At 40.7% G+C, this 23,804-nt stretch carries 27 protein-coding genes and 1 pseudogene; 25 read left to right on the top strand and 3 right to left on the bottom strand.

Annotation, left to right across the window (positions count from 1 at the left end):
- Positions 1 to 37: 37 nt before the first annotated feature.
- Positions 38 to 454 (bottom strand): HIT family protein, encoded by a 417-nt coding sequence (locus tag WMO43_RS12130; protein WP_294665614.1) that lies wholly within the window; start codon positions 452 to 454, stop codon positions 38 to 40.
- A 17-nt stretch (positions 455 to 471) separates the two neighbouring features.
- On the bottom strand, positions 472 to 1,464 hold the full coding sequence (locus WMO43_RS12125) for an SCP2 sterol-binding domain-containing protein (protein WP_294665612.1): 993 nt from the start codon (positions 1,462 to 1,464) through the stop codon (positions 472 to 474).
- Positions 1,465 to 1,578: 114 nt separating this feature from the next.
- Between WMO43_RS12125 and WMO43_RS12120 the strand changes: the two genes are divergently transcribed.
- The 20 genes and pseudogenes from WMO43_RS12120 to WMO43_RS12030 all read left to right on the top strand — a co-directional run bounded on the left by WMO43_RS12120 (position 1,579) and on the right by WMO43_RS12030 (position 17,768).
- The gene (locus tag WMO43_RS12120) at positions 1,579 to 2,733 is read left to right on the top strand and encodes a hypothetical protein (protein WP_353531388.1); all 1,155 of its coding nucleotides are present in this window, start codon (positions 1,579 to 1,581) and stop codon (positions 2,731 to 2,733) included.
- Positions 2,734 to 2,836: 103 nt separating this feature from the next.
- The gene (locus tag WMO43_RS12115; protein ID WP_294665606.1) at positions 2,837 to 3,139 is read left to right on the top strand and encodes a hypothetical protein; all 303 of its coding nucleotides are present in this window, start codon (positions 2,837 to 2,839) and stop codon (positions 3,137 to 3,139) included.
- Positions 3,140 to 3,194: 55 nt separating this feature from the next.
- Positions 3,195 to 4,541 carry a glucose-6-phosphate isomerase gene (locus tag WMO43_RS12110; RefSeq protein ID WP_177962784.1) on the top strand — a complete coding sequence of 449 codons (1,347 nt, stop codon included), beginning with the start codon at positions 3,195 to 3,197 and terminating at the stop codon, positions 4,539 to 4,541.
- 138 nt (positions 4,542 to 4,679) lie between these two features.
- Positions 4,680 to 5,822, top strand: coding sequence for a cell wall hydrolase (locus WMO43_RS12105; RefSeq protein WP_353531386.1), 1,143 nt, complete (start codon positions 4,680 to 4,682; stop codon positions 5,820 to 5,822).
- Positions 5,823 to 5,947: 125 nt separating this feature from the next.
- Positions 5,948 to 6,880 carry an SPFH domain-containing protein gene (locus tag WMO43_RS12100; RefSeq protein ID WP_353531385.1) on the top strand — a complete coding sequence of 311 codons (933 nt, stop codon included), beginning with the start codon at positions 5,948 to 5,950 and terminating at the stop codon, positions 6,878 to 6,880.
- A 109-nt stretch (positions 6,881 to 6,989) separates the two neighbouring features.
- A complete protein-coding gene (gene argF / locus WMO43_RS12095; protein ID WP_353531384.1) occupies positions 6,990 to 7,979 on the top strand; it encodes an ornithine carbamoyltransferase in 990 nt (329 codons plus the stop codon).
- 2 nt (positions 7,980 to 7,981) lie between these two features.
- Positions 7,982 to 8,959 carry a biotin--[acetyl-CoA-carboxylase] ligase gene (locus tag WMO43_RS12090; RefSeq protein WP_353531383.1) on the top strand — a complete coding sequence of 326 codons (978 nt, stop codon included), beginning with the start codon at positions 7,982 to 7,984 and terminating at the stop codon, positions 8,957 to 8,959.
- Between the two features lie 12 nt (positions 8,960 to 8,971).
- Positions 8,972 to 9,310, top strand: coding sequence for a DUF6145 family protein (locus WMO43_RS12085; protein WP_177962789.1), 339 nt, complete (start codon positions 8,972 to 8,974; stop codon positions 9,308 to 9,310).
- Position 9,311: 1 nt separating this feature from the next.
- The gene (locus WMO43_RS12080) at positions 9,312 to 10,088 is read left to right on the top strand and encodes a type III pantothenate kinase (RefSeq protein WP_177962790.1); all 777 of its coding nucleotides are present in this window, start codon (positions 9,312 to 9,314) and stop codon (positions 10,086 to 10,088) included.
- 42 nt (positions 10,089 to 10,130) lie between these two features.
- On the top strand, positions 10,131 to 11,099 hold the full coding sequence (gene dusB / locus WMO43_RS12075; protein WP_353531382.1) for a tRNA dihydrouridine synthase DusB: 969 nt from the start codon (positions 10,131 to 10,133) through the stop codon (positions 11,097 to 11,099).
- A gap of 117 nt (positions 11,100 to 11,216) precedes the next feature.
- Positions 11,217 to 11,696 carry a transcription elongation factor GreA gene (gene greA / locus WMO43_RS12070; RefSeq protein ID WP_177962792.1) on the top strand — a complete coding sequence of 160 codons (480 nt, stop codon included), beginning with the start codon at positions 11,217 to 11,219 and terminating at the stop codon, positions 11,694 to 11,696.
- Between the two features lie 11 nt (positions 11,697 to 11,707).
- Positions 11,708 to 13,186: pseudogene (gene lysS / locus WMO43_RS12065) on the top strand (lysine--tRNA ligase); the annotation flags it as partial.
- A gap of 286 nt (positions 13,187 to 13,472) precedes the next feature.
- On the top strand, positions 13,473 to 13,916 hold the full coding sequence (locus WMO43_RS12060) for a DUF6075 family protein (protein ID WP_353531381.1): 444 nt from the start codon (positions 13,473 to 13,475) through the stop codon (positions 13,914 to 13,916).
- A 53-nt stretch (positions 13,917 to 13,969) separates the two neighbouring features.
- Positions 13,970 to 14,338 carry a DUF6017 domain-containing protein gene (locus tag WMO43_RS12055; protein WP_353531380.1) on the top strand — a complete coding sequence of 123 codons (369 nt, stop codon included), beginning with the start codon at positions 13,970 to 13,972 and terminating at the stop codon, positions 14,336 to 14,338.
- A 57-nt stretch (positions 14,339 to 14,395) separates the two neighbouring features.
- Positions 14,396 to 14,845: a hypothetical protein gene (locus tag WMO43_RS12050; RefSeq protein WP_353531379.1), complete on the top strand. Its 450-nt coding sequence runs from the start codon at positions 14,396 to 14,398 to the stop codon at positions 14,843 to 14,845.
- Between the two features lie 136 nt (positions 14,846 to 14,981).
- Entirely contained in the window at positions 14,982 to 15,917 is a 936-nt protein-coding gene (locus WMO43_RS12045; protein WP_353531378.1) for a DUF6788 family protein, read from the top strand.
- A gap of 140 nt (positions 15,918 to 16,057) precedes the next feature.
- Positions 16,058 to 16,198, top strand: a complete 141-nt coding sequence (locus WMO43_RS14210) for an AlkZ-related protein (RefSeq protein ID WP_434784186.1) — start codon at positions 16,058 to 16,060, stop codon at positions 16,196 to 16,198.
- A gap of 32 nt (positions 16,199 to 16,230) precedes the next feature.
- Positions 16,231 to 16,980, top strand: a complete 750-nt coding sequence (locus WMO43_RS12040) for a hypothetical protein (protein WP_353531376.1) — start codon at positions 16,231 to 16,233, stop codon at positions 16,978 to 16,980.
- Between the two features lie 12 nt (positions 16,981 to 16,992).
- Positions 16,993 to 17,214, top strand: coding sequence for a hypothetical protein (locus WMO43_RS12035; protein WP_353531374.1), 222 nt, complete (start codon positions 16,993 to 16,995; stop codon positions 17,212 to 17,214).
- 53 nt (positions 17,215 to 17,267) lie between these two features.
- On the top strand, positions 17,268 to 17,768 hold the full coding sequence (locus WMO43_RS12030) for a hypothetical protein (RefSeq protein ID WP_353531373.1): 501 nt from the start codon (positions 17,268 to 17,270) through the stop codon (positions 17,766 to 17,768).
- Positions 17,769 to 17,956: 188 nt separating this feature from the next.
- Here the strand turns inward: WMO43_RS12030 and WMO43_RS12025 are convergent, their stop codons facing one another.
- A complete protein-coding gene (locus WMO43_RS12025) occupies positions 17,957 to 19,420 on the bottom strand; it encodes a relaxase/mobilization nuclease domain-containing protein (protein ID WP_353531372.1) in 1,464 nt (487 codons plus the stop codon).
- 291 nt (positions 19,421 to 19,711) lie between these two features.
- On the opposite strand from WMO43_RS12025, the gene WMO43_RS12020 reads away from it, so the two are divergent.
- The 5 genes from WMO43_RS12020 (at position 19,712) to WMO43_RS12000 (ending at position 23,792) form a co-directional block, all read left to right on the top strand.
- Entirely contained in the window at positions 19,712 to 20,758 is a 1,047-nt protein-coding gene (locus WMO43_RS12020; protein WP_353531371.1) for a Fic family protein, read from the top strand.
- A 296-nt stretch (positions 20,759 to 21,054) separates the two neighbouring features.
- Positions 21,055 to 21,555 carry a hypothetical protein gene (locus WMO43_RS12015; RefSeq protein ID WP_353531370.1) on the top strand — a complete coding sequence of 167 codons (501 nt, stop codon included), beginning with the start codon at positions 21,055 to 21,057 and terminating at the stop codon, positions 21,553 to 21,555.
- Positions 21,556 to 21,681: 126 nt separating this feature from the next.
- Complete coding sequence (locus WMO43_RS12010; protein WP_353531369.1) at positions 21,682 to 22,479, top strand: DUF4097 family beta strand repeat-containing protein; 798 nt, start codon at positions 21,682 to 21,684, stop codon at positions 22,477 to 22,479.
- A gap of 29 nt (positions 22,480 to 22,508) precedes the next feature.
- Positions 22,509 to 23,339: an ABC transporter permease gene (locus WMO43_RS12005; RefSeq protein ID WP_353531368.1), complete on the top strand. Its 831-nt coding sequence runs from the start codon at positions 22,509 to 22,511 to the stop codon at positions 23,337 to 23,339.
- Positions 23,340 to 23,381: 42 nt separating this feature from the next.
- On the top strand, positions 23,382 to 23,792 hold the full coding sequence (locus tag WMO43_RS12000; protein ID WP_177962619.1) for a hypothetical protein: 411 nt from the start codon (positions 23,382 to 23,384) through the stop codon (positions 23,790 to 23,792).
- Positions 23,793 to 23,804: the final 12 nt, after the last annotated feature.

Genomic DNA, 23,804 nt, shown 5'->3' with positions numbered 1-23,804 from the left:
TCATCTATTATATAATTCAAAAAATTCGCAAATCTACTTAATCTTTTATGATCTGGTCGCGGATCGCGTCCATTTCTTCATCACTGAAAGAAACAGAAGTAAATTTTAACATATTATTGTCCGCATCCTTATAGCGTGGAATCAGATGCATATGAAAATGAAACATTGTCTGTCCGGCAGTTTCCCCATTATTCTGTAACAGGTTAAAACCGTCGCAGTTCAACGCAACTGTCATCTTCGTTGCAAGTTTTTTTGCAGTTTTCATGACTTTTGCGGCAATATCTTCATCAATATCGTAGATATTTGTGCAGTGCTCCTTTGGAATGATCAAAGAATGTCCTTTAGAAGTCGGATTCAGATCCATAATAGCGATCAGGTCACTATCTTCATAGATTTTTCTTGAAGGAATCTCGCCTGCAGCTATTTTACAAAAAATACAATCATCTTTTTTCATGTTTATCACTCCTTGTATTACTCAAAAATAAAAATATGGTCTAACATACGCAGTGTTTTAAAATTACCTTTAGCAGTCATCTCTCCGGTCATGAATGCACGCTGGAAGGTCATCTGTCCGGAAATGATCCGCTCCATCACGGAAGCAGTCATTTTTGCATAGATATCAATTGCTTCCTGCTGTCCATAATAGCAGTTTAAGGAATCTCCGGAAACCTCAATGACGAGTGGTTTCTTTTGTCCCTCGATCATAAAGAGATAATTAGCGGAAAAATCATTCTGCGGTACAAAATGAGATTCAAGATCCAGAATATAGGATGGACCTTCCTCTGAGTCGGACTGATCCAGTAAATCCTTAAACATGCTGGCAAGCTCCTGGATATCTTCCTTCTGCTGTTTCACATAGGAATCATCGGAAACATACTTAGAAAGCTGTTCGCTCTCTTGTGGAGTCAGTTCTAAAGCCTGTGTACGCAGAACGGATTGTTTTACAGCCTGATTACTGGTAGGAAGTCCTTTCTGTTTCTGGGAAATCGTACGATAAAGATTTTCAGCTTTTTTTTCGATGATCAGAGAATAATCTTTGTTCATTTCAAAAGCGACCATATCTTCGACATATCCGCAGAATCCGTTACAAGGAAGACCACCGAGCATCTCCCATGCATTTTCTAAGGAAGTCATGCCCTCGCGTTCTCCATAAGTGGTTGACATAACGACGGGCTGCATATAGAGAGACTGAATCTTTTCCTTATCACCATAGAGCCAGCAGGCATCTAGGAACTGATACATAAATCCACCGATACCCAGCCATTCTACAGTAGTTGCAAGGATAATACCATCCGCATCTTTCATTGTCTGTGGAAGAGTAGAGATACTATTTTTATATTCAAAAATATTGTAGCGCTCCACAGTGACACGCAGCTCCGTAAAAACGTTCTGCATCTTTTTTAAAACATACAGAGTCGGGTCATCTAAAAGTCCGCGTCCTCCGTAGTAAATATTAATTTTCATGAAACACCTCTTTCCGGCATAAATATGACGGTTACTGCTCTTATCTTATCATAAGAACGCTAAAATAGAAATATTTTTCTTGTAAAAACGCATAGAGAAACTTACAATATTCTTATGGAAGCGAGATATTTTAGATATCAATACGAAAATACACAAGATGGAATTCTTCAGTCAGGATGTATCTGGGACAGAAGAGTAGATAAGAAAACGACATATCTCTATGCAGCAGGCGAATATGCGGGCATTCCCAGGATAGCGAGGGATCAGGAGAAAAAATGGGGGAGAAAAGCGCCGGAGACAATCTTAGACATCTTTGTTCTCGGTGCATATACCGTTCCATATATCTGCCGTCTGTTAGAAATATTGCAGGAGCAGGGTGTAAGAACCGTAGTCCTTCCTTATATACCGCCGATGATCCGGATGAATATGATGACATATCTCGAAAAAAACGGAACGACAGACAGGGAATTACAAAGATTCTTAGGTGCACCATATTCCTATTTAAAGGAACAGGGAGTAGAAAATATTTATCTGCTCTATGGCAATGGTCAGATGTTACCAAGAGAACAGGATAATTTGTTAGAGGGGCATTATTTTGAAAGAGTAGACAGGCGGATACAGGAAATGGTCACGGAAATGGAAGGAGTATTCATTCCGGTCTATTATGCGGGATATATCGTAGAAAACCAGTGGCTGTATTATTTTGGTACTTATGGCGTGGAAATGCAGATGAATACCGGGGTGAAATTAGAATTAGACACCATCACGATGTTTACAGGGCCGCAGTATGCAAGAAACAGGGAAATGGAATGTATGTTCACCACCAAAGTTTTTACCAGGGAACAGCATTGTAACATCCAGATAAAAGAAGAGTATGAGACCTGTGCGCTCAAATGCCTTTACCGGAATGATTATGATATGCTAAAAAAGCATATGGATTCCAAGCACGAGATGCTCCGGGTCGGACTGCTGAACCTTGGGAATGTCAACCTGAATACCAGCCTAAAAAATGTGATCGCGAGGTATGGTTCCGTGGTAGAACAGGTGCGTGGGATCTCTGTTCCAAACAGCGGAAAAGAGGCATTTTGGAATGAAAAGCTGCTATCGGTATTTACGGGTACGGATTTAGAATATTACATATGTGCCTGTGATAAGAATACCGGTGACAAAGTCATCCGGGATATTGCAATGTCCAGTGCATATAACCGTTTTATCAATGTAAATGAAGAGTTTGCGTACTGTTTTTCCGGATATCTGGTGGAAAAGTAGGAAAAATGGCGAAACTTGCGATGAAAAGTGGGGTTTGTCCTCTTTTCATTGCAGGTTTCTTTTCTTATAATGAAGAAAGAAAAAATAAGAAAAGAGGTAAATTATGCAGGAAGCGATTCTTACAAATGTGATCCATTTCGCACCGATCGGGATCTTGGCATTATTGCTGATCATGGTTCTGATCCTGGTTGCAAATTTACGACAGACAAAAAAAATCAATAAAAAACTGACAGATACGCTGCAAAAAGCAGACGATTATTTCCAATACATATTAGAGGAAGAAGAAGCAGAAGAAGAGGAGGAAATCCCGGAGATCCGACCGGTAGAAAGAAAGCACGAAAAAAGCACGAAAAAAGCCGAAGATGCAGTGCTTTTACAGGACGTTTTGACGGAATATTTCTCTTGAAAATAAAGGGACTGTTTGCTAGAATTTAAGTATATTATACAAAGGAGTGTTGGCAATGGGAAAAATAACATTTGATTACTCAAAAACAGCCGGTTTTATCAGCGAAGAAGAGATCGGTTATATGAGCAGACTCACGGAACAGGCAAAGGATGTATTGGTATCTAAAAACGGAGCGGGAAACGACTTCTTAGGCTGGATCGATCTTCCGGTAGACTATGACAAAGAAGAGTTTTCACGGATTGAGAAGGCGGCAGAAAAGATCAAAAAAGATTCCGACGTATTGATCGTGATCGGTATCGGCGGTTCTTACTTAGGTGCAAGAGCAGCCATTGAATTTTTAAGACATGGATTTTATAACAGTCTTCCGAAAGAAAAACGCGGAACACCGGAAATTTACTATGTCGGAAACAGCATCAGCTCTACATACTTACAGGGTGTCATTGATGTCATCGGTGACAGAGATTTCTCTGTAAATGTTATTTCCAAATCGGGAACAACCACAGAGCCGGCAATTGCTTTCCGTATTTTCAAAAAAATGTTAGAGGACAAATACGGACAGGAGGAAGCAGCAAAGCGAATTTATGCAACAACCGACAAGGCAAGAGGAGCATTAAAAGACCTCGCAACCAAAGAGGGTTATGAGAGTTTTGTAGTGCCGGATGATGTCGGCGGACGTTTCTCCGTACTGACCGCAGTAGGACTTCTTCCGATCGCAGTCAGCGGTGCAGATATCAAGGCATTGATGGATGGTGCGGCAAGCGGAAGAGAACTGGCATTAAATGAAAAATTTGAAGATAATGAAGCAATGAAATATGCGGCAATCCGCAACATTCTGCTCAGAAAAGGAAAATCCGTGGAAGTGCTTGCAAATTATGAGCCTGCATTACACTACATTGGTGAGTGGTGGAAACAGTTATACGGTGAATCCGAAGGAAAAGACCAGAAGGGAATTTTCCCGGCAGCAGTTGATTTTACAACCGATCTGCACTCCATGGGACAGTTCATCCAGGACGGTGCAAGAATTATGTTTGAGACCGTCATGAATGTCGAAGAAGCCCGTGAGACGATCACCATTGAAAAAGAGGCAGAGGACTTAGACGGACTCAATTATCTTGCCGGAAAAACCATGGATTTTGTCAACAAGAGTGCCATGAACGGAACCATCCTCGCACATACAGACGGAAATGTGCCGAACCTGATGATCAAGATCCCGAAGATGGACGAGTTCCATTTAGGACAGTTGTTCTATTTCTTCGAGTTTGCATGCGGTGTGAGCGGCTACATCCTTGGCGTAAATCCATTCAACCAGCCGGGTGTGGAAAGCTATAAGAGAAACATGTTTGCACTCCTTGGAAAACCTGGTTATGAGGAAGAAAGAGAAGCCTTATTAAAACGTCTGTAAAAACTAAAACTTGACAAATATAAAAAATGCTGATATAATCCCGTAATATATTCGTAACATTTGTAACAAATATGAATAAAAACATACGGTATTGCGTAACATTTATGATAACAAATATCGTGTGCTACGGAGGATTATATGATACTGAAAAAGAAAGTGTTTGGAAGTGCAATGTTAGCAGCAGCAATTATGTCTGCCGGAACGTGTACTGCAATGGCAGCTCCACAGCAGGAAAATACAGCAATCGAGGCAGAGAGTGAGAACTCCACCCAGACTGCGGCAGGACTGGCATTGAAAATAACAGAAGGTTTTCAGAACGCGGATGAACAGGCATCCATAGAAAAAAAAGAAGTTGAGGTTGTGAAGGCTTCCGAAGAAGAGCCGCAGGATGAATGGCAGAACCGTCTGATGGCAAACGTGGAGGAATCTTTAAATGTCCGTACAGAGGCAAGCGAAGAGTCAGCACTTGCCGGAAAGCTCCGCAAAGGCGATGTGGCAGAAGTTACAGAGCGTGGAGAGGAATGGAGTAAGATTACATCCGGAAATGTCAGCGGTTATGTAAAAAATGAATTTTGTGTCTTTGGAGACGATGCACATAATTATGCAAATGAGAACTGTACAACCAATGCAAAAGTCTTAGAAGGTGGTCTTCGTTTAAGAGCAGAAGCCAGCGAAGAAGCTCAGATTTGTGACGTAGCAGCGCAGGATGATGTGCTTACCGTTAAAAAAGATGTAGAAGCACCGGAAGGCTGGGTAGCAGTTTCACATGGCGATGGTGTTGCATATGTCAGCAGCCAGTATGTAGAAGTATCGTTAGCAACCGGAACCGGAATCACGGTAGAAGAAGAGCAGGCGATCATCGCAAAGCAGAAGGCAGAGGAAGAAGCCAAAAGAGCTCAGGAAGCAGCGCAGGCACAGGCGGCAGTACAGAATGCACCGGCAGCCGCAAGCTATGATGAGACAACGATCTTAGCAGCAACCATTCAGCTTGAAGCAGGAAATGAACCATACGAAGGTCAGGTAGCGGTTGGAGCAGTTATCATGAACCGTGTCAGAAGCGGCGGATATCCGAACAGCATCAGCGGCGTTGTATATCAGGCAGGACAGTTTTCTGTAAGTGGTCGGATCGCAGCAACCGCAGCATCAGGAGTAAAATCTTCCTGTATGCAGGCAGCACAGGCAGCGATTGGTGGCATGGACAATACAGGCGGAGCACTTTCCTTCGCACCGGTAAGCAGCGGAAGAGGCGGCTTAGTCATCGGAAATCATTCATTTTACTAAAAGTATAATAAGACAATCATCTGGAGATTATATCAAAGATGATTGTCTTTTTTCTTGTAATCATAGGGAAAATATAGTAAGATGTAGAGGAATTGAACATATTTATATCAAGGGAGGAGTTCTATATGGGCGGATTTATGATATTTATTATTGTACTTGTAATTATATTAGTGCTTCTTGCACTTTGCGTTGTAAGAATCGTACCACAGGCGTATGCAATGGTTATTGAGCGTCTTGGTGGCTATCTGACAACATGGAATGTGGGAATCCATTTCAAAGTCCCGATTTTAGACCGTGTAGCAAAAAAAGTGCTGTTAAAAGAGCAGGTGGTGGATTTTGCACCGCAGCCGGTTATCACAAAGGATAATGTAACGATGAGAATTGATACGGTCGTATTTTTCCAGATTACAGACCCGAAGCTGTTTGTATACGGTGTAGATAACCCGATTATGGCGATTGAAAATCTGACAGCGACCACACTTCGTAACATCATCGGAGATTTAGAGTTAGATGAGACACTGACATCAAGAGAAACAATCAATACCAAGATGCGAGCGTCTTTAGATGTGGCAACAGACCCATGGGGAATCAAAGTGAACCGTGTGGAATTAAAGAATATCATCCCACCGCAGGCAATTCAGGATGCGATGGAAAAACAGATGAAGGCAGAGCGTGAACGACGTGAAGCCGTTACCAGAGCAGAGGGAGAAAAGACAGCAACAATCCTTGTAGCACAGGGAAAGAAAGAGTCAGCAATTCTCGATGCCGAGGCAGAGAAGCAGGCAGCAATCCTGCGTGCAGAGGCGAAAAAAGAAGCAACTGTGCGTGAGGCAGAAGGTCAGGCAGAGGCAATCTTACGAATCCAGCAGGCAAATGCAGATGGTTTGAAATTTATCAAAGAAGCAGGAGCCGATGATGCCGTACTTCAGTTAAAGAGCCTCGAAGCATTTGCAAAAGCAGCAGACGGCAAGGCAACCAAGATTATTATTCCATCGGAGATACAGGGAATTGCCGGACTGGTGAAGTCTGTCACCGAAGTAGCATCTGATGCAGAGTAGAAGAGCAATCCGACAGGAGAGCGTATTATAAAGAATCTTACGGGCTGTTGGGTTATATCTGACAGCCCCTTTGATATTCGTGGAGTATCAGAATACAGGAGGAGATAACATGAACTTAAAAGGACGTAATTTTTTAAAATTAAAGGATTTCACACCGGAAGAAATACTTTACATGATCGATCTGTCAGCAGATTTAAAGGCAAAGAAAAAGCAGGGCATCCGTCATGACAGTTTAGTCGGAAAGAACATCGCACTGATTTTTGAAAAAACCAGTACCAGAACCCGCTGCTCCTTTGAAGTAGCAGCACATGACTTAGGTATGCATGTTACATACTTAGACCCATCCGGTTCCCAGATAGGAAAAAAAGAGAGTATTGCTGATACGGCAAGAGTGCTTGGAAGAATGTTTGACGGAATCGAATATCGTGGTTTTGGACAGGACATCGTAGAAGAGCTTGCGGAATATGCAGGTGTGCCGGTCTGGAACGGACTGACAAATGAATTTCATCCGACACAGATGTTAGCAGATATGCTGACCATCCGTGAGCATTTAGGCAGATTAAAGGGTGTGAAGCTGGTTTATATGGGTGATGCACGTTATAACATGGGAAATTCCCTGATGGTAACCTGTGCAAAGCTGGGAATGCATTTTGTAGCATGTACTTCTGAGAATTATTTCCCGGAAAAAGAACTGGTAGACTATTGCGTAGAAGTTGCAAAACAGACAGGAGGCAGCGTAACGCTGACAGAGGATGTAGCAGCAGGAACCAAAGATGCAGACGTAATCTATACCGATGTCTGGGTATCCATGGGAGAGCCGGACGAAGTCTGGGAAGAGCGTATCCGCGAACTGATGCCATATCAGGTGAACGCAAAGGCAATGGCAAATGCAAAAGACAGCGCAATCTTCATGCATTGTCTCCCGGCATTCCATGACTTAAAGACAAAAATCGGAAAAGAAATCCATGAAAAATTCGGTATCAGTGAGATGGAAGTAACGGATGAAGTATTTGAAAGTCCGCAGTCCGTAGTATTTGATGAAGCAGAGAACCGTATGCATACGATCAAGGCAGTGATGCTTGCGACATTAGGAGAGTAACCGTGAAATCAGAAATATTAGCGGCACTGCGAAGTGCTGACGGCTATGTTTCCGGACAGGAATTATGTGAAAAATTCGGTGTGTCCAGAACAGCCGTCTGGAAAGCCATCAATCAGCTCAAACAGGCGGGATATGAAATAGAAGCTGTCCAGAATAAAGGATATCACATCGTTTCCTCCCCGGATATTTTGAGTAAAACTGAATTAGAGAGCAACCGGAAAACCGCATGGGTCGGAGAAGAAATCTACTATTTTGACAGTACGGATTCTACCAATACCAGAGCAAAGCGGCTGGCGGAAGATGGTTCTGTCCACGGAACCTTAGTGGTTGCAGATGAGCAGACAGGTGGACGCGGCAGAAGAGGCAGGGCGTGGGAATCCCAAAAAGGAGTATCCATCTATATGTCCCTCGTTTTAAAACCGGAGATAGATCCAAACAATGCCTCCATGCTGACCTTGATCACTGCCATGGCAGTAGCAGGAGGAATCGAAAAGACGACCGGTTTAGAGTGTAAGATCAAATGGCCGAACGATATTGTTGTCCATGGAAAAAAAGTCTGCGGGATTTTAACAGAGATGAGTACCCAGATGGATTACATTAATTATATCGTTATCGGGATTGGCATCAATGTACAGAATGAATCTTTCCCGGAGGAAATCAGAGAGGTTGCAACCTCACTTCGGATCGAGAGCGGAAAAAAACAGAAGCGCGCGGCGATCATAGAAGCTGTCTGGGAAGAATTTGAAAAATATTATGATATTTATTTAAAAACAGAGGACATGCAGGGACTGGTCGGTGAGTACGATCAAAAACTGGCAAACATGAACAAACAGGTGCGGGTATTAGACCCGAAAGACCCATATGAGGGAACCGCAAGAGGAATTACGCCAAAAGGAGAGCTGATCGTGGACACATGGGAAGCGAGAAAGCTCGTTTCTTCAGGCGAGGTATCTGTGCGTGGACTCTATGGTTATGTGTAAGGAGAACCTATTATGTATCAGGAAGAAGTCGTACTTTGCGGGGCAAGTGCGTATAATAAAAAATTTTATCTGAGCGAAGATTTTGAGGGACTGCCACAGGGCATCCAGGATGAACTGAAGATCCTTTGTGTACTCTACACGGAAGATGTGGGAGGAACCTTAGAGCTGGTATTTGACGAAGAGGGAAACCTGCATTTTCGTACCGATGCCGATGAAGGAGATCTGTTATATGACGAGATAGGAAGTATTCTCAAGATCAAGCAGATACAGAAGGAAAAAAGAGAATTACTCGAATCGTTAGAAATGTATTTTAAGGTATTTTTCTTAGGGGAAGATTTTAAGGAGGACTAACATGTTATTAGCGATTGATGTAGGAAATACAAATATCACAGTGGGAGTGTTTAAAGGCAAGGAGATTGTAAATACCTTCCGCCTGACCACCAAGCAGTCAAGAACATCAGATGAATATGCGATTCATCTTTCCGGCATGCTGTTACAGAACGGAATCCGTTTTCAGGACATCAAAGATGTCATTATCTCTTCCGTTGTACCGAATGTTATGCATTCCTTAGGAAGTGCGATCATCAAATATTTTAATCTGGTACCGATCGTGGTGGAAGCAGGTATCAAAACCGGTATTAAGGTCGTAACGGAGAATCCAAGACAGATCGGAGCCGATCGTATCGTGGATGCGGCAGGAGCCTGTGGAATTTATGGTGGACCGGTAATTGTAATTGACTTCGGTACAGCCACAACCTATGATCTGATTGATAAAGACGGAGCATTTTTAGCGGGGATCACGGCACCGGGAATCCGCATCTCAGCAAAAGCGTTATGGGAGGATGCCGCAAAACTTCCGGAGATCGAAATTAAGAAGCCGGAAAGCATTCTTGCAAAAGAGACGATCAGCAGTATGCAGGCAGGACTGGTATACGGACAGATCGGTCAGACCGAGTATATCATCCGGAAAATCAAAGAAGAAGCAAACATGGATGAGCCGATCAAAGTAGTTGCAACCGGAGGACTCGGCAGCATTATCGCGCCGGAAACAGATGCGATCGATGTCTATGATCCGAATCTGACACTGTCAGGAATGAGACTGATCTACGAAAAACAGAACCGGAAGTAGCAGAATTTTGTAAAAAAGTACAGGAATTGGGAGAGCATGAATATGCCCGAATTACAGATAGGAAATGTAAAATTAGAGAATGATCTGATCTTAGGACCGATGGCAGGAGTAACCGACCTGCCATTTCGTCTGCTTTGCAAAGAGCAGGGAGCAGGGTTGCTCTGCATGGAGATGGTCAGCGCGAAAGGAATTATGTATAACAACAAAAATACGAAATTCCTTCTGACGATCGATGAGCGCGAAAGACCGGTGTCCCTGCAATTATTTGGTTCGGATCCAGACATCATCAGCGAACAGGCAAAACGGATCGAGGAGCTGCCGTTTGATATCTTAGATATCAATATGGGATGCCCGGTACCTAAGATCGTAAACAACGGAGACGGCTCCGCCCTGATGAAAAATCCACTCTTAGCAGGAGAGATCATTGAAAAAACAGCCCGTGCCATCCAAAAACCGGTAACGGTCAAAATCCGAAAGGGATTTGATGAGGAACATATCAATGCAGTGGAAATGGCACACATCGCACAGGAGTCGGGGGCAGCAGCCATTGCCGTTCACGGGCGGACCAGAGAACAGTATTATTCCGGCAAGGCAGATTGGGAGATCATCCGAAAGGTGAAAGAAGCCGTTAAGATCCCGGTTATAGGAAACGGTGACGTATGGACACCGCAGGATGCGATCGATATGAGAAAACAGACAGGCTGTGATGGTGTAATGATCGGGCGCGGCGCACAGGGAAATCCGTGGATTTTTAAACAGATACTCCACTATGAACAGACCGGAGAGCTGTTAGAAAAGCCATCTCCGCAGGAGGTAACGGAAATGATCCTGCGCCATGCAAAAATGCAGATGGAATTCAAAGGCGAGTACACCGGTATGCGTGAGATCCGCAAACATGCCGCATGGTATACAGCCGGTTATAAAAATTCTGCAAAGCTGCGTGGAAAAATCAACGAAACGGAAACCTATGAAGAGTTGAAAGAACTGTTAAGCCATCTCGGAAACGCTTGAAAACCTTGACACAGGGCATGTTTCACGAGTATAATACTATGAATGTAAATAGGTGAAGGCAAAACGGACAGCTCAGGTCCGTTTTACTATGATAAATCATAAAGAAGGGTAGAAATCATGGACAAAAAGAATCTATTAACTTACGAAGGATTACAGAAGTTAGAGAGCGAATTACACAATTTAAAAGTCGTAAAACGTAAAGAAGTTGCACAGAAGATCAAAGAGGCAAGAGAGCAGGGAGACTTATCCGAGAATGCAGAGTATGATGCAGCAAAGGACGAGCAGCGTGATATCGAGGCCCGTATCGATGAGATTGAAAAAATCTTAAAAAATGCGGAAGTCGTAGTAGAAGAAGAAGTAGACTTAGACAAGATCAGCGTTGGCTGCCGTGTGAAGATATTAGATATGGAATATGACGAAGAGTTAGACTATAAAATTGTCGGTTCCACCGAGGCAAACAGCCTGAAAGGTAAAATTTCTAACGAATCACCGGTCGGAAAAGCACTTTTAGGAGCAAAAGTCGGTGAGGTTGTAACCGTTGAAACACAGGCAGGAGACCTGAATTACAAAGTATTAGAGATCCAGAGATCAAATTAAAGGAGAGTATAATGGCGGAACAAAAGAACGTACAGGAACAGGACATTAACCAATTACTCAAGGTACGCCGTGAAAAGCTTGCAGATCTGCAGGAAAATGGCAAAGACCCTTTTGTAATCACAAAATTTGATGTGACAAACCACAGCACAGATATAAAAGAAAACTATGAGCAGATGGAAGGACAGACCGTTACCGTTGCAGGACGTATGATGCAGAAACGTGTCATGGGCAAGGCTTCTTTCTGCAATGTGCAGGACTTAAAAGGCAACATCCAGTCTTATGTTGCAAGAGATGAGATCGGCGAAGATTCCTATAAAGATTTCAAAAAAATGGATGTCGGCGATCTGATCGGAATTACCGGATTTGTATTTAAGACAAAGACAGGCGAAATTTCCATCCACGCAAAGGAAGTAACTTTACTTTCTAAGAGTCTGCAGATTTTACCGGAAAAATTCCACGGACTGACCAACACAGATATCCGTTACAGACAGCGTTATGTAGACCTGATCATGAACCAGGAAGTAAAGGATACTTTTGTAAAACGTTCTAAGATCATCAGCAGCATCCGTCATTATTTAGACGGTGAAGGTTTCATGGAGGTTGAGACACCGATGTTGGTATCAAATGCCGGTGGAGCTGCTGCAAGACCGTTTGAAACGCATTTTAATGCATTATCCGAGGACTTAAAACTCAGAATTTCCTTGGAATTATATCTGAAACGTCTGATCGTCGGCGGTTTAGAAAGAGTATACGAAATCGGACGTGTATTCAGAAATGAAGGTTTAGACACCCGTCACAACCCGGAGTTTACCCTGATGGAGCTGTATCAGGCATACACCGATTACCACGGCATGATGGACTTAACCGAGAATCTCTACCGTCATGTGGCACAGGAGGTTACCGGAGGACTTCAGCTTCCTTACGGTGAGCATGTCATTGACTTATCTAAGCCATTTGAGCGTATCACCATGGTAGATGCCGTTAAAAAATATGCAAACGTAGACTTCAATGAGATCAAAGACCTTGAAGAAGCAAGAGCAGTTGCAAGAGAACATCATATTGAATTTGAGGAGCGTCACAAAAAAGGCGATATCCTGAACTTATTCTTTGAAGAATATGTAGAGGAGCATTTGATCCAGCCTACCTTTGTTATGGATCATCCGATCGAGATTTCTCCATTAACCAAGAAAAAACCGGACAACCCGGAGTATGTAGAGCGTTTTGAGTTCTTCATCAACGGCTGGGAGATGGCAAATGCTTATTCCGAGCTGAATGACCCGATCGACCAGAGAGAGCGTTTCAAAGCACAGGAAGAACTGTTAGCACAGGGCGATGACGAAGCAAACACCACCGACGAGGACTTTATGAATGCCTTAGAGCTTGGTATGCCGCCAACAGGTGGAATCGGCTTTGGAATTGACCGTATGGTTATGATCATGACAAACTCCGCAGCGATCCGAGACGTGTTGCTGTTCCCGACAATGAAGTCGTTGGATAAATAAAGTCAGTAAAATCAAGGGCTTCAGAGGGTAAGAGGTAGGTTTACTACAACGCTTACTACAACAAATTCGTAAGTTGATATGAAGAATTATAGGCTCAACTGACGGATAGCTTTGAACAATTCCAGATAGAAAACGATTAAAAATGAGGACTTTTCTTCAGAAATTATTCTGAGGAAAGGTCCTTTTTCGTTTTCGTATATTCAGATTCATATACGAATTCCTGCGATATGGTATACGAAATTTATACGAATTAAGAAAGAGGAGAGAAAGTAGTATGAACAACACAGCGATAAGTGCAAATAAAGAAAAACTTATTTTTAAAAATGAGAGTCACCGGAAATTTTACGAGGAATGGTTGCCGAAATGCCGGTACCAGGATGTATATCACAAGGCATTAGCTTATTGCCTTGGAATCAATGAGGATACCAGAAATCATATCAACGAAATATATGATTTCAAGAACGGATGTGTGCAGACGGAGTGTTTGCAACAAGGATGGAACACAAGTGGTTCTGTGAAAGTGATACGAATGGCCTTTAATCTGTATTGTAACGGAAGGCCAAGTGTGGATGATTACAAGGAACATGAGAAACAGATGATGGAGAGTCGCCAGTATTCGGTAGAGAAACTGTTCTGTAGCGGATATGCAAGGTTTTTCTGGGAGGCAATTAAGCTTAGATATCCGGAGTATTGTTTTTATGTTGATATACGGCATTAACAAAGGAGGTTATCTTATCAATCACAGAAGAGAAGGATGATGCGATTGATGGGATGGAGGAATACCAGGCATATTCGGAAATTATCAAAGAGAATATTGAGTATGATGCCTTATTACAGCGCAATCCGTACGAGAAGGATGCTATACAAGGAATCTTTGACTTGATTTTGGAGACTGTGATTTCCAACAAGGCATCCATGACGATTTCGGGACAGGAGTATCCAATGAATCTCGTAAAATCTAAGTTTTTGAAACTGAATAGTTCGCATATTGAGTATGTACTGGGCTGTCTTGGGAAGAATACTACTAAAGTGTATAACATCAAAAGTTATTTGCTGGCTAGCTTGTTTAATGCGGTAAGTACTATGAACAGTTATTACAAGGCAGAGGTGAATCATGACATGCCACAGTTTGCTGGGTAGATAGTTTTTAAATGCATCATAAACGCACGAATCGCGCTATTACGAAGGAGGGTAAATATGGCAAGAGTATGGAAAGAAGGAATAGCACCTAAGTATTTACATGATAATTTTGGCGCATATCACGGAATATGGATGCCACAAATGGATCGTTGTTGGTTTAGTGATGATGGATATCAAGTGACAAGTCGGATTTTAATAACAGACTGGGGAAAGGTTGAACATGCTGCAATTACATACAATGGGGATGAAGAAAATCTGTTTTCGTTTGATGGTAGTAGGGATATTCTTTGGTCAGTAAAACAGGAAATCAAAAATGAAGTATTTGGAATTCATCCAACCAAGGATAAACAGTGTAGAGTTGTAAATCGCGGATGTCCCAAGGATCCAACACAATTAGCACTAAATTCACAGGGGATGCTTTCGAATACAAAAGATAGAAACGAATCTAAAACATTTTTATCTCATCGGAGAAGACTCCCACCTCTACAGGTGGCGAGTAAGAAATAAACCTGTCCGATATGATTTAGGGTGAATTTGAAAAAAATATAATAAAAAATCACCCTAAATTTAAAAAATATATTGAATTTAGGGTGAAAAAGTGCCAATATATAATCATAAAATCACCCTAAAAGGAGATGGATGAATGAGTAATATAACAGAAATCCAAAGATTACTAAATGAAAAAGCTGATTTGCAGGCTCAAATTAATATCTCTGCATTTGATGGAAGTATTGAAGTCAAGACTGTAAATGATCAGAAATATATTTATGTTAGAAAAAGAGAAGCTGGAAAATACAAATCAAATTATATAGATAAATATTCTGAGGAGCTCTACGCACTTGCAGTTAATCAATCGCAGCAAATAAGAGCGGTTAAAAAGCAACTTAGAAAAATCGAAAAGGACTTAGCAAAGCTTGGATATACAGAAAGCGAACTGTCACCAAGAGTAAAGCTTAATATTGACTTTGCTAGAGCTAATGTCAAAAGTCTGATTTATGATCAGGCTGTATTGGAAGGTGTTTCCACTACATTTCCACAGACAGAAACTATTTTGGAAAATGGCGAAGTTAACGGAGTAAAAGCAACTGATGTTCAAAAAATCTTAAATTTGAAGCATGCGTGGGAGTTTATTGTGGATCCGGATGTAGTGGCTTCTCCTTGCAATTATTATATGGTAAGTCATATAGCACGCCTGGTAAATGAAGGGTTCTTCGAAAATGGTGGTTCCGTTAGAGCTGTTCCTGTTACGATTGGTGGTTCAAGCTATGTGCCTCCAATTCCAAATGAGTTGGATGCAAAAGAGAAAATAGATGAAATTATAAACTCAGGACTTGAGGACGTTGATATTGCAATTGAGCTTACGCTTTATTGTATGAAGACACAGATTTTTATTGATGGTAATAAGAGAGCTTCTATTATCTTTGCTAATCATTTTATGATTGGAAAAGGTATTGGATTGTTAGTTGTGCCGGAGAATATTGTGTCTGAATTCAAGAGTCTTCTTGTAGCTTATTATGAAGGTCGAAATGAAGATGAGATTAAGGCATTTTTGAAAGAGAAGTGTTGGCGTAAGTTTTAGTAGATAAGTATTTATATCCTAAACGAACGAATCGTGTCATTAATTGGAGAAGTGGCAGAGAAATGGGATATTAAGCAAAGGCGTATTAGAGTTCTGTGCAGCGAGGGAAGAATTCCAGGCGCATATAAAGTTATTCATCTATTGAGCATATCTATGGATACGATTATGTGACTTCCTGTTATAAGGATAGTCCGCAGGATTCATGGAAGCAGATTGTAGATTATATGCATGAGATGTATCCAGAGGCAACGGATAAGCAGATAAGGAAAGTGTTAAAATAAAACAGTGAATTTTTGAGGTGAATATACATAAAATGAATGAAAAAAAATCCGCAGCTTATTGCAAGCTGATAGAAAATGTAAAAAACAAATATCGTAAAAATCCTATATACACAAAGAACCTGACACTTGGCTGGTGCGATTTACGTCAGGGAGAAGATTTGTGTCAGGAAATTAACCTATGGACATATTGGCAAGGGAGAGATTACGCCAAGAAGACACCACATATTAAGTATATGCTGATAGGTCAGGATTTCGGACCACCTGAAAAGGAAGAACTAAAGGGTACGATTGCAAATGTCCGTAAAATGAATGATGGCGTAGAAGTGATGTTCCATAAAAATGTAGATTTGGAAGCAAGGGATTCACAGACGGATAAAAATATTGTCAGATACTTTGAACTGCTTGGTAAAAATGAAATTGACAAGAAAAAATATCCAGATTTGTTTTTCTGCAATTGTAATTTGGGCTATCGCAGAGATAAGTATTCTGGAAATATGACCAGAAAGATATTGGCAAATGATGCAGCCGAAATAAAATCACTGATTGACATTATAGAGCCGGAAAACATAATCTGTCTGGGTCTTGATACATCCGTGGTTGTAATACGAACTCTGCTTGATAAAAAGTTTTCCTGCAATAGAGTATCTGAACTTATAGGAACTGGAGAACCTTATACTTATGGAGAAACATATATATACCCTGTAGCACATCCGGGGTATTGGGGTACAAGTACAAGAGGGGAGGATAATGTTATTGCAGATTGGAGGAGGATTAGAAAATAAAGAGGTGCCACAATGCCATTTAAGATTGTTCGCAACGATATAACAAGATGTGAAAGATATGATGCAATTACATGTGGAGTATATGGATGTATGATGCATACAGCTTTTTGTAATAAAAGTCATAGTCAGGAAGTATTTGATAATATGAAAAAAGACTTGCAGGAATTCATAGATAAGGATACAACAGCGGATGAAGAAAGTATTTTCTATGAAGAGTTTACAAGTAAATATTGATTAGTAAATGTTACGTCGGTAAGGTTTAATGTGTATTAAGGAGGAGTTGCGCTATGCAGATTAGTTCTAGTTATTCCATGAGTGGTGTGCCATATGATATTAAGCATAGGAATGGTAATGTTCCTCAATTTAATGCTGAACAGGCTGTCAAAGAAAGCGAAAACACAAATAGGTATATGCCAGAAGCAGACTTTGATGAAAAAGCATTTGCTATGATTGGTCCGAATGCTCCGCAAGATGTAAAAGACGCATGGATGGAAGCGGCTAAAGAAGTAAATGCGAATGGCTTAGGAATAAAGGGGAACGGAATGTTGAGCCACATATCGCAAATGATGGTGCAAAGGCTTAACAAACAGCTTAAGGGAGAAGGAGATGTGGATAATCTGGATATTTTGGGTAATACAACAGAATCTGCAATCCAGGCAACGAAACAAGCACTTTATAATTTGGATCACCCGGTAGTATACACTCCCAAAAGTATAGAGGTTCAGCAAGCTTGTATTAAAGAACGGGAATTTTATGTTGCGTTTTTGGAAAAGTTAGAAAAGTTATAATCTTTTAGGCTGTTTGCAAGAAAAGTAAAAAAGAGAAAATCCTCTTGGACTGGATAAAAATTCAGTTCAAGAGGGTTTTTATATTCCAGGTCATTGGCATCAGGATGAGACAATGCACAGTCAAAATTCTGGATCAATACATCAAGATTTGCCGGATGATCAGGATTATGTGCAACCTCTTTAAAAAACTAAATCTCATCATTCATCCGTCCAAAATAAAGGTCAATTTCCTTTTGATAATCGGAAAGTTCTTTTAAATCCCGTTCATTTTGTCGCTTGATATCTTCCTGCCGTTTGATTTCAGTTTCTGCTTCTGTAACTTTTTGCTGCATGATTTTGATACCTTCGTAGGTGATGGAATCAAGATCAATGTTTCGGCGTTCTAGAGCAAAGACTGCATCATGGAAAGCATCTAGCTGACTGTCGTGTGCTTCATAATATTTTTCCTTGTCAGAGGCTTTTTCTTCATTGATGGAATGGATTTTATACCGCTTATAAGCGACGCAATTTTCGACAAAAGAACGCAGTTCTTCTAAGTCTTTTTTGGATTTTGTAATCTGTGTGGATAAGCGATTGTTGTCTGCTCGTAGTGAAGAAATGTGCCCTTTAATGTCACTATATGCAATTCCGTATTTTTCTTTAACCTCTAAGGAAATCTGTTCAAAGCGCATAGCATTTTGCTTGTTTGTCCAGCGAAGTTTCCCGATGGAATCTTTGGAAATGTTGTCAAAGGACTGCTCACGAATAGATCTGATTTTCACTTTTGATTTATCCAATTTCCTTTCTGCAGGAGAGAGTAATGCTTTTCGTAAAGCAGCCTGTTCTTTTCTAAGCTGCTTTTTTTCTTCCTGTGATTTCATAAAGGCAATGTGTCTTTCGATTCGTTTCTTGATGGATTCATCCCCATAAAAAGTACCAAGGGAATAGCCCCGGTGAAAATGTTTTTCTTCCGGAAATTTGTATTTGGTAACAGGACCATATTTTTTGGATGTGCCGGTGTCGGTTTCAATTCCCTGTGCTTTTATCAGAGAAAGAAAATGGTCAAAATCATTTGCCTCCATCACAGTCCTATCAATGATTTTTCGAATCTTTGTCTTGTTAGAACCAGTAGGATTTTCTTTTTCAGCAAGCCATTCTTTGTAGGTTTGTGATTTCCCCTTTTCCTTTTCGATGACAGAAAGGCCATGTTCCTTGCAAAGAATATCATTGTTTTTTCGCAGTGAGAGAAGAAGGGATAAGTTGTCATCTAACTTTCTTCCTAATATATCACGTGAGGCAGAACACATAACAAAATGGTTGTGAATATGGTTTTTGCCAACGTGTGTGGAACAGAGAAAAGCGTATCGGTCATCAAATGTTTTTTTCATAAAATCCATTCCAATTTGATGCGCTTCTTCTGGTGTTACCTCATCAGTAGGAGCGAAGGATTGAATGAAATGGTAGGCTTTTATGACTTGTTCATCCAGTGCTTTTTGACTATTCCCCATGAGTGCTAATTGGAAAACTCCAGGAGCATTTTTTTCTGTGCATCCGATAGAAGATACTAATAGTTTTTCATTGGTTTTATCCGGATTTGTGATGTATTGATAACAAATTAGTACGTGATAAAATTCCAGAAATAATTGAAGCAGACGGTAAGGTGTGTAGGACACATATTTTACCAAATGAGGAATGGGGTTTTTGTCTGAGGAGAAGGTTTTTATAGAAGTTGAATTTCCGTAAATGCAGGAAAATGAGGAGATAAAAATGATTAAGAGAAAAGCAACATTTTAATTTTATCGAAACGCCAGAGAAAAGGAAGATAGATTGAAATAGTCTTGAATAAGCAAGATTAAATTGGTTACCCTTAAATGTATACAACTTTTAAGGGAAAATACACATAATACAATTGATTTTTCCTTAAAACATGGTAATATTTAAGGGAAAGGAGCGTAATTAAGGGAATGAGAGACTTCAATTATAGTAAAATAAAAGAGCAAAAATGGGATTCTGAGGTACTAAGTCTTATTGCTGCAATATATAAATATGCAGGTAAGCAGGAACTATATTTAAAACAAAGACCGGATGAACTAGGGAAACTTGTAGAAATTGCTAAGATTCAGAGTACCGAAAGTTCTAATGCGATTGAGGGTATTGTGACAACAAATACAAGAATAAAGCAGTTAGTCGAAGAGAGCACGACTCCTAAAAGCAGCGACGAAGAAGAGATAGCGGGATATAGAGACGTATTAAATATTATCCATGAAAGTTTTGATGCAATTCCCATAACAAAGAATTATATTCTTCAGCTCCATAAGATACTTTACAGTCATATGAATAATCCGATCGCCGGACAAACAAAAACTGTGCAGAATTATATCAGTGCAACATATCCGGATGGTCACACAGAGGTGTTTTTTACTCCCATGGCTCCGTTTGAAACACCAGAGGCACTTGAAAAAATCTGTGAGGAATACAATAGAGTTATTGGTAATCTTGAGGTTGAACCACTGATTGCTATTCCTGTATTTATATATGATTTTCTTTGTATTCATCCCTTTAATGATGGAAATGGACGAATGAGTAGATTGCTTACAACGCTTCTTCTATATAGAAGTGGATTTTATGTAGGAAAATATATTTCACTTGAGGCTAAAATTGCTAAGAATAAAGATTTATATTATGAAGTGCTGGGGAAAGCTCAGAATGGCTGGCATGAAGGAGAGGAGGATGTAGTTCCTTTTATAAAGTATCTTTTAGGAACAATACTTGCAGCATATAAAGATTTTGAAGATCGTTTTGAGATCATCGGGGAGAAGCTCCCAGCATTAGAAATGGTGCGGAAAGCGACTAAGAATAAAATTGGCAAGTTCTCCAAACAAGATATCAGAGAACTTTGTCCATCGCTTAGTATTAGCTCTATAGAGGGTTCATTAAGAACGCTTGTAAAAGAAGGAGAATTGATGAGAGGCGGTTCTGGAAAAGCTACTTATTATGTGCGATTAATGTAGATTAAGAACAAACATTCGAAGTGCAAGGGAAGATTTATGGACTTGTAATCTGGCATAATAGAATCATCTTAAGAAAGCAATAGCTTTTTAGATGGCTCTATTTTATTGACAGGTTTGTTTTTACAGGTATATATGAATTACGTCGTGATTGATTTAGAAATGTGTAAAGTGCCAAAACTTTATCGTCGCAATTATAAACATGCAAATGAAACAATTCGGATTGGAGCTGTCCTATTAGATAGTGAGTTCAAAAAAATTGCAACACTTAGAATATTTTAAAAAGGAAGGTGTTTTATATGAAAAAGAATACGGCAGGTAAAAATTTTATAACAGCGCTTATCATCATAGGAGTTTTTTGTTTTGCCGGGTGGATCGCCAGTATGTTTGACAGTGGACCAAGGTGTATCGAGACAGGTTGCTACAGACGTCAGGAACCTGATAGCGATTACTGTTATGATCACGAGTTATATAGGGAGGAATCCTCTACAGATGACGAATCATCATCCGATGACAAATCGTCAACGGACAGTTCCACTGATAGTGGCTCGTCCAAAAAAACATATAGTAATATCAACAACGATCGTAACAGTGATTCTGATTCATCTTACAGCAATAATACAAGAAAAAATACATATGGAACATCTAGTTCCCCAACAATCAGTACATACGATTCTTATGATGAGGGGTATGATGACATCTATATGGATGGTGATTATGATGATAACAGATATGACAATGACAGTGACTATGCAAATGGTGTAGATGATGCAATGGATGATGACGAGGAAGATTGGTAAAGGAGTTGCAGAGTTCACCTACAAAATAAGCACATTCCCCCCAAAAAACCCTCTATCCGATTTCTCCAAAATTCTGTATAATAAAACCATATAATACAGACAAATACGGATAGAGGAGGGACACCGATGTTAAAGACATTCCACACATCATACATAAGAAAAAAGAAATCACGGGCAGTCACAGCTCTGAGCCTGCTTTTTCTGATGCTGTGTCTGACAGGATGCAGCATGGAAGGAGTACCGTTTGCAAACTGGGACTTATATCACAGCGAAACATACGAAAATGCAGAATCTTACCAAACCGGAGATTTTTCAGGTAATGCAGATGAAGTACAAACGTTAGCTGTATACTGGCGCTCCGGAGAGATAAAGATCACGGAATCAGAGGGCGATTCTATTGAGATCCGTGAGAGTGGAAAAAATCTGACAGAGGATGCAAAAATGCATTATTATCTCAAAGACGGTCAGTTAGAAGTCCGTTTTTGCGCATCAGGAGCAACCATTCAAGTAAAACCGAAGGAGAAGCACTTGCAGATAGAAGTGCCAAAAAACATGCAGTTGTCCATTCACAGTACATCCGCGGATGTGAAAGCAAAACATTTAGAGCAGGAGCAAATATTAGTGGCAACCATGTCGGGTGATATAGAGATCGGAGAGTTTGTGGCAGAGGAAGGAGATCTCAGCAGCGGTTCCGGAGATATTACATTGGACAATATGCAGGTTCAAGAGGCAGCGATCACGACTGCAAGCGGAGATGTAGAGCTTTCCTTACCGGAAAAAGGTGCTAAGATCAAATACACCACAACAGGCGGAGATTTGGAGACAGATCTGGACCACAAAAAAACCGGAAACATCTATGTATTTGGTGATGGAAAAACCAATCTGACCATACAAAGCACGAATGGAGATCTGATGATCAGATAGGAGAAGGCATATGATAAGAATGGAAAAAAATGTTTTTTTCCTCATTGATCACACCGGTCATATTGATCGTGTTATATGGAACATTTCTCTCAAATGTATACAAGGATTCCTTTCAGTCCTCCTTGCCGGAGTTTCTAAGCGTTTCAGATAAACTGATCAACGGAACCGTAGCCGCACAGTTAGCGGCAGCATTACTCGCAGTGAGCTGCGTTACCGTTACCTTTTGTGTCAATCTGACCATGATCCAGGATAAAGCGAATGGAGCAAGAAAAGATTTTAATGTATCACCGACAGGAAAACCGGTTATCTATTTAGGGTACTTTTTCTCGACAGTTTTTAATTCGCTTATCGTAAATGGGTTAGCATTCCTTTTATGTATGGGGTATATCCGTAAGATGGGGTGGTATCTGAACACATCGGATATCCTGTATCTGATCTTAGATGTTATCGTACTTGTACTGTTTGGCAGTGTGCTTTCGAGCATCGTGTGTTATCCGTTAAAAACACAGGGACAGATGTCGGCGGTAGGAACGATCGTCAGTGCCGGATATGGATTCATCTGTGGAGCCTATATGCCAATCTCTAATTTTGGCAAAGGACTTCAGAAAGGATTGTCCTATGTTCCAAGCACTTATGGAACCTCCATGCTTAAAAACCATATGCTTCGCGGAGTATTTGAAGAGATGAAATCCAAGGGATTTCCGGACGATGTAGTGACAGGCATTGCAGATTCGCTGGGCTGCAATCCGGTATTTCGGGGACATGTTGTAAGCAGTGCAGAAATGCTGGCGTTCATGGTAGGAACCATCGTTGTATTAGGGATCATTTATCTGATCATAACGGCACTTCCTGAAAAATAAACAAAATAAATCCGGTTGTAACCGCAAATCTATCATGCTATAATGGGCGTAAACATCAACCTCGGAAAAAACAAAAAACTATTAGAGCAGTGCCAGACCTTAAAAGAATATGCCATCTATGTAAAGAAAGTACGAACCTATGCAAAGAGCATGAAAGTAGAAGAAGCGGTAGACCGTGCAGTGACAGAATGTATCAATGAAGGAATCCTGCGGGAGTTTCTGCTTCAAAACAGAAAAGAGGCGGTGGAAATGAGTATTTTTGAATATGATGAAGAGGCGGTCTTTGAAGTTGTCCGGAAAGATGAATATGAGAAAGGCATCCAAGAAGGCGAAAAACAGTTTGCCCTTCTGACCGAAAGACTCTTAGAAGCCGGGAGAACACAAGACCTGCTGCGTGCTACACAGGATCAAGAATATCGCAAGCTGTTATATAAAGAGTATCAGATTTCATAAAGAGGAGGAGCA

This window comes from Maccoyibacter intestinihominis (assembly GCF_040096355.1).
Lineage (GTDB): Bacteria > Bacillota > Clostridia > Lachnospirales > Lachnospiraceae > Maccoyibacter > Maccoyibacter intestinihominis.
This window is presented reverse-complemented; position numbering and strand designations above follow the sequence as displayed.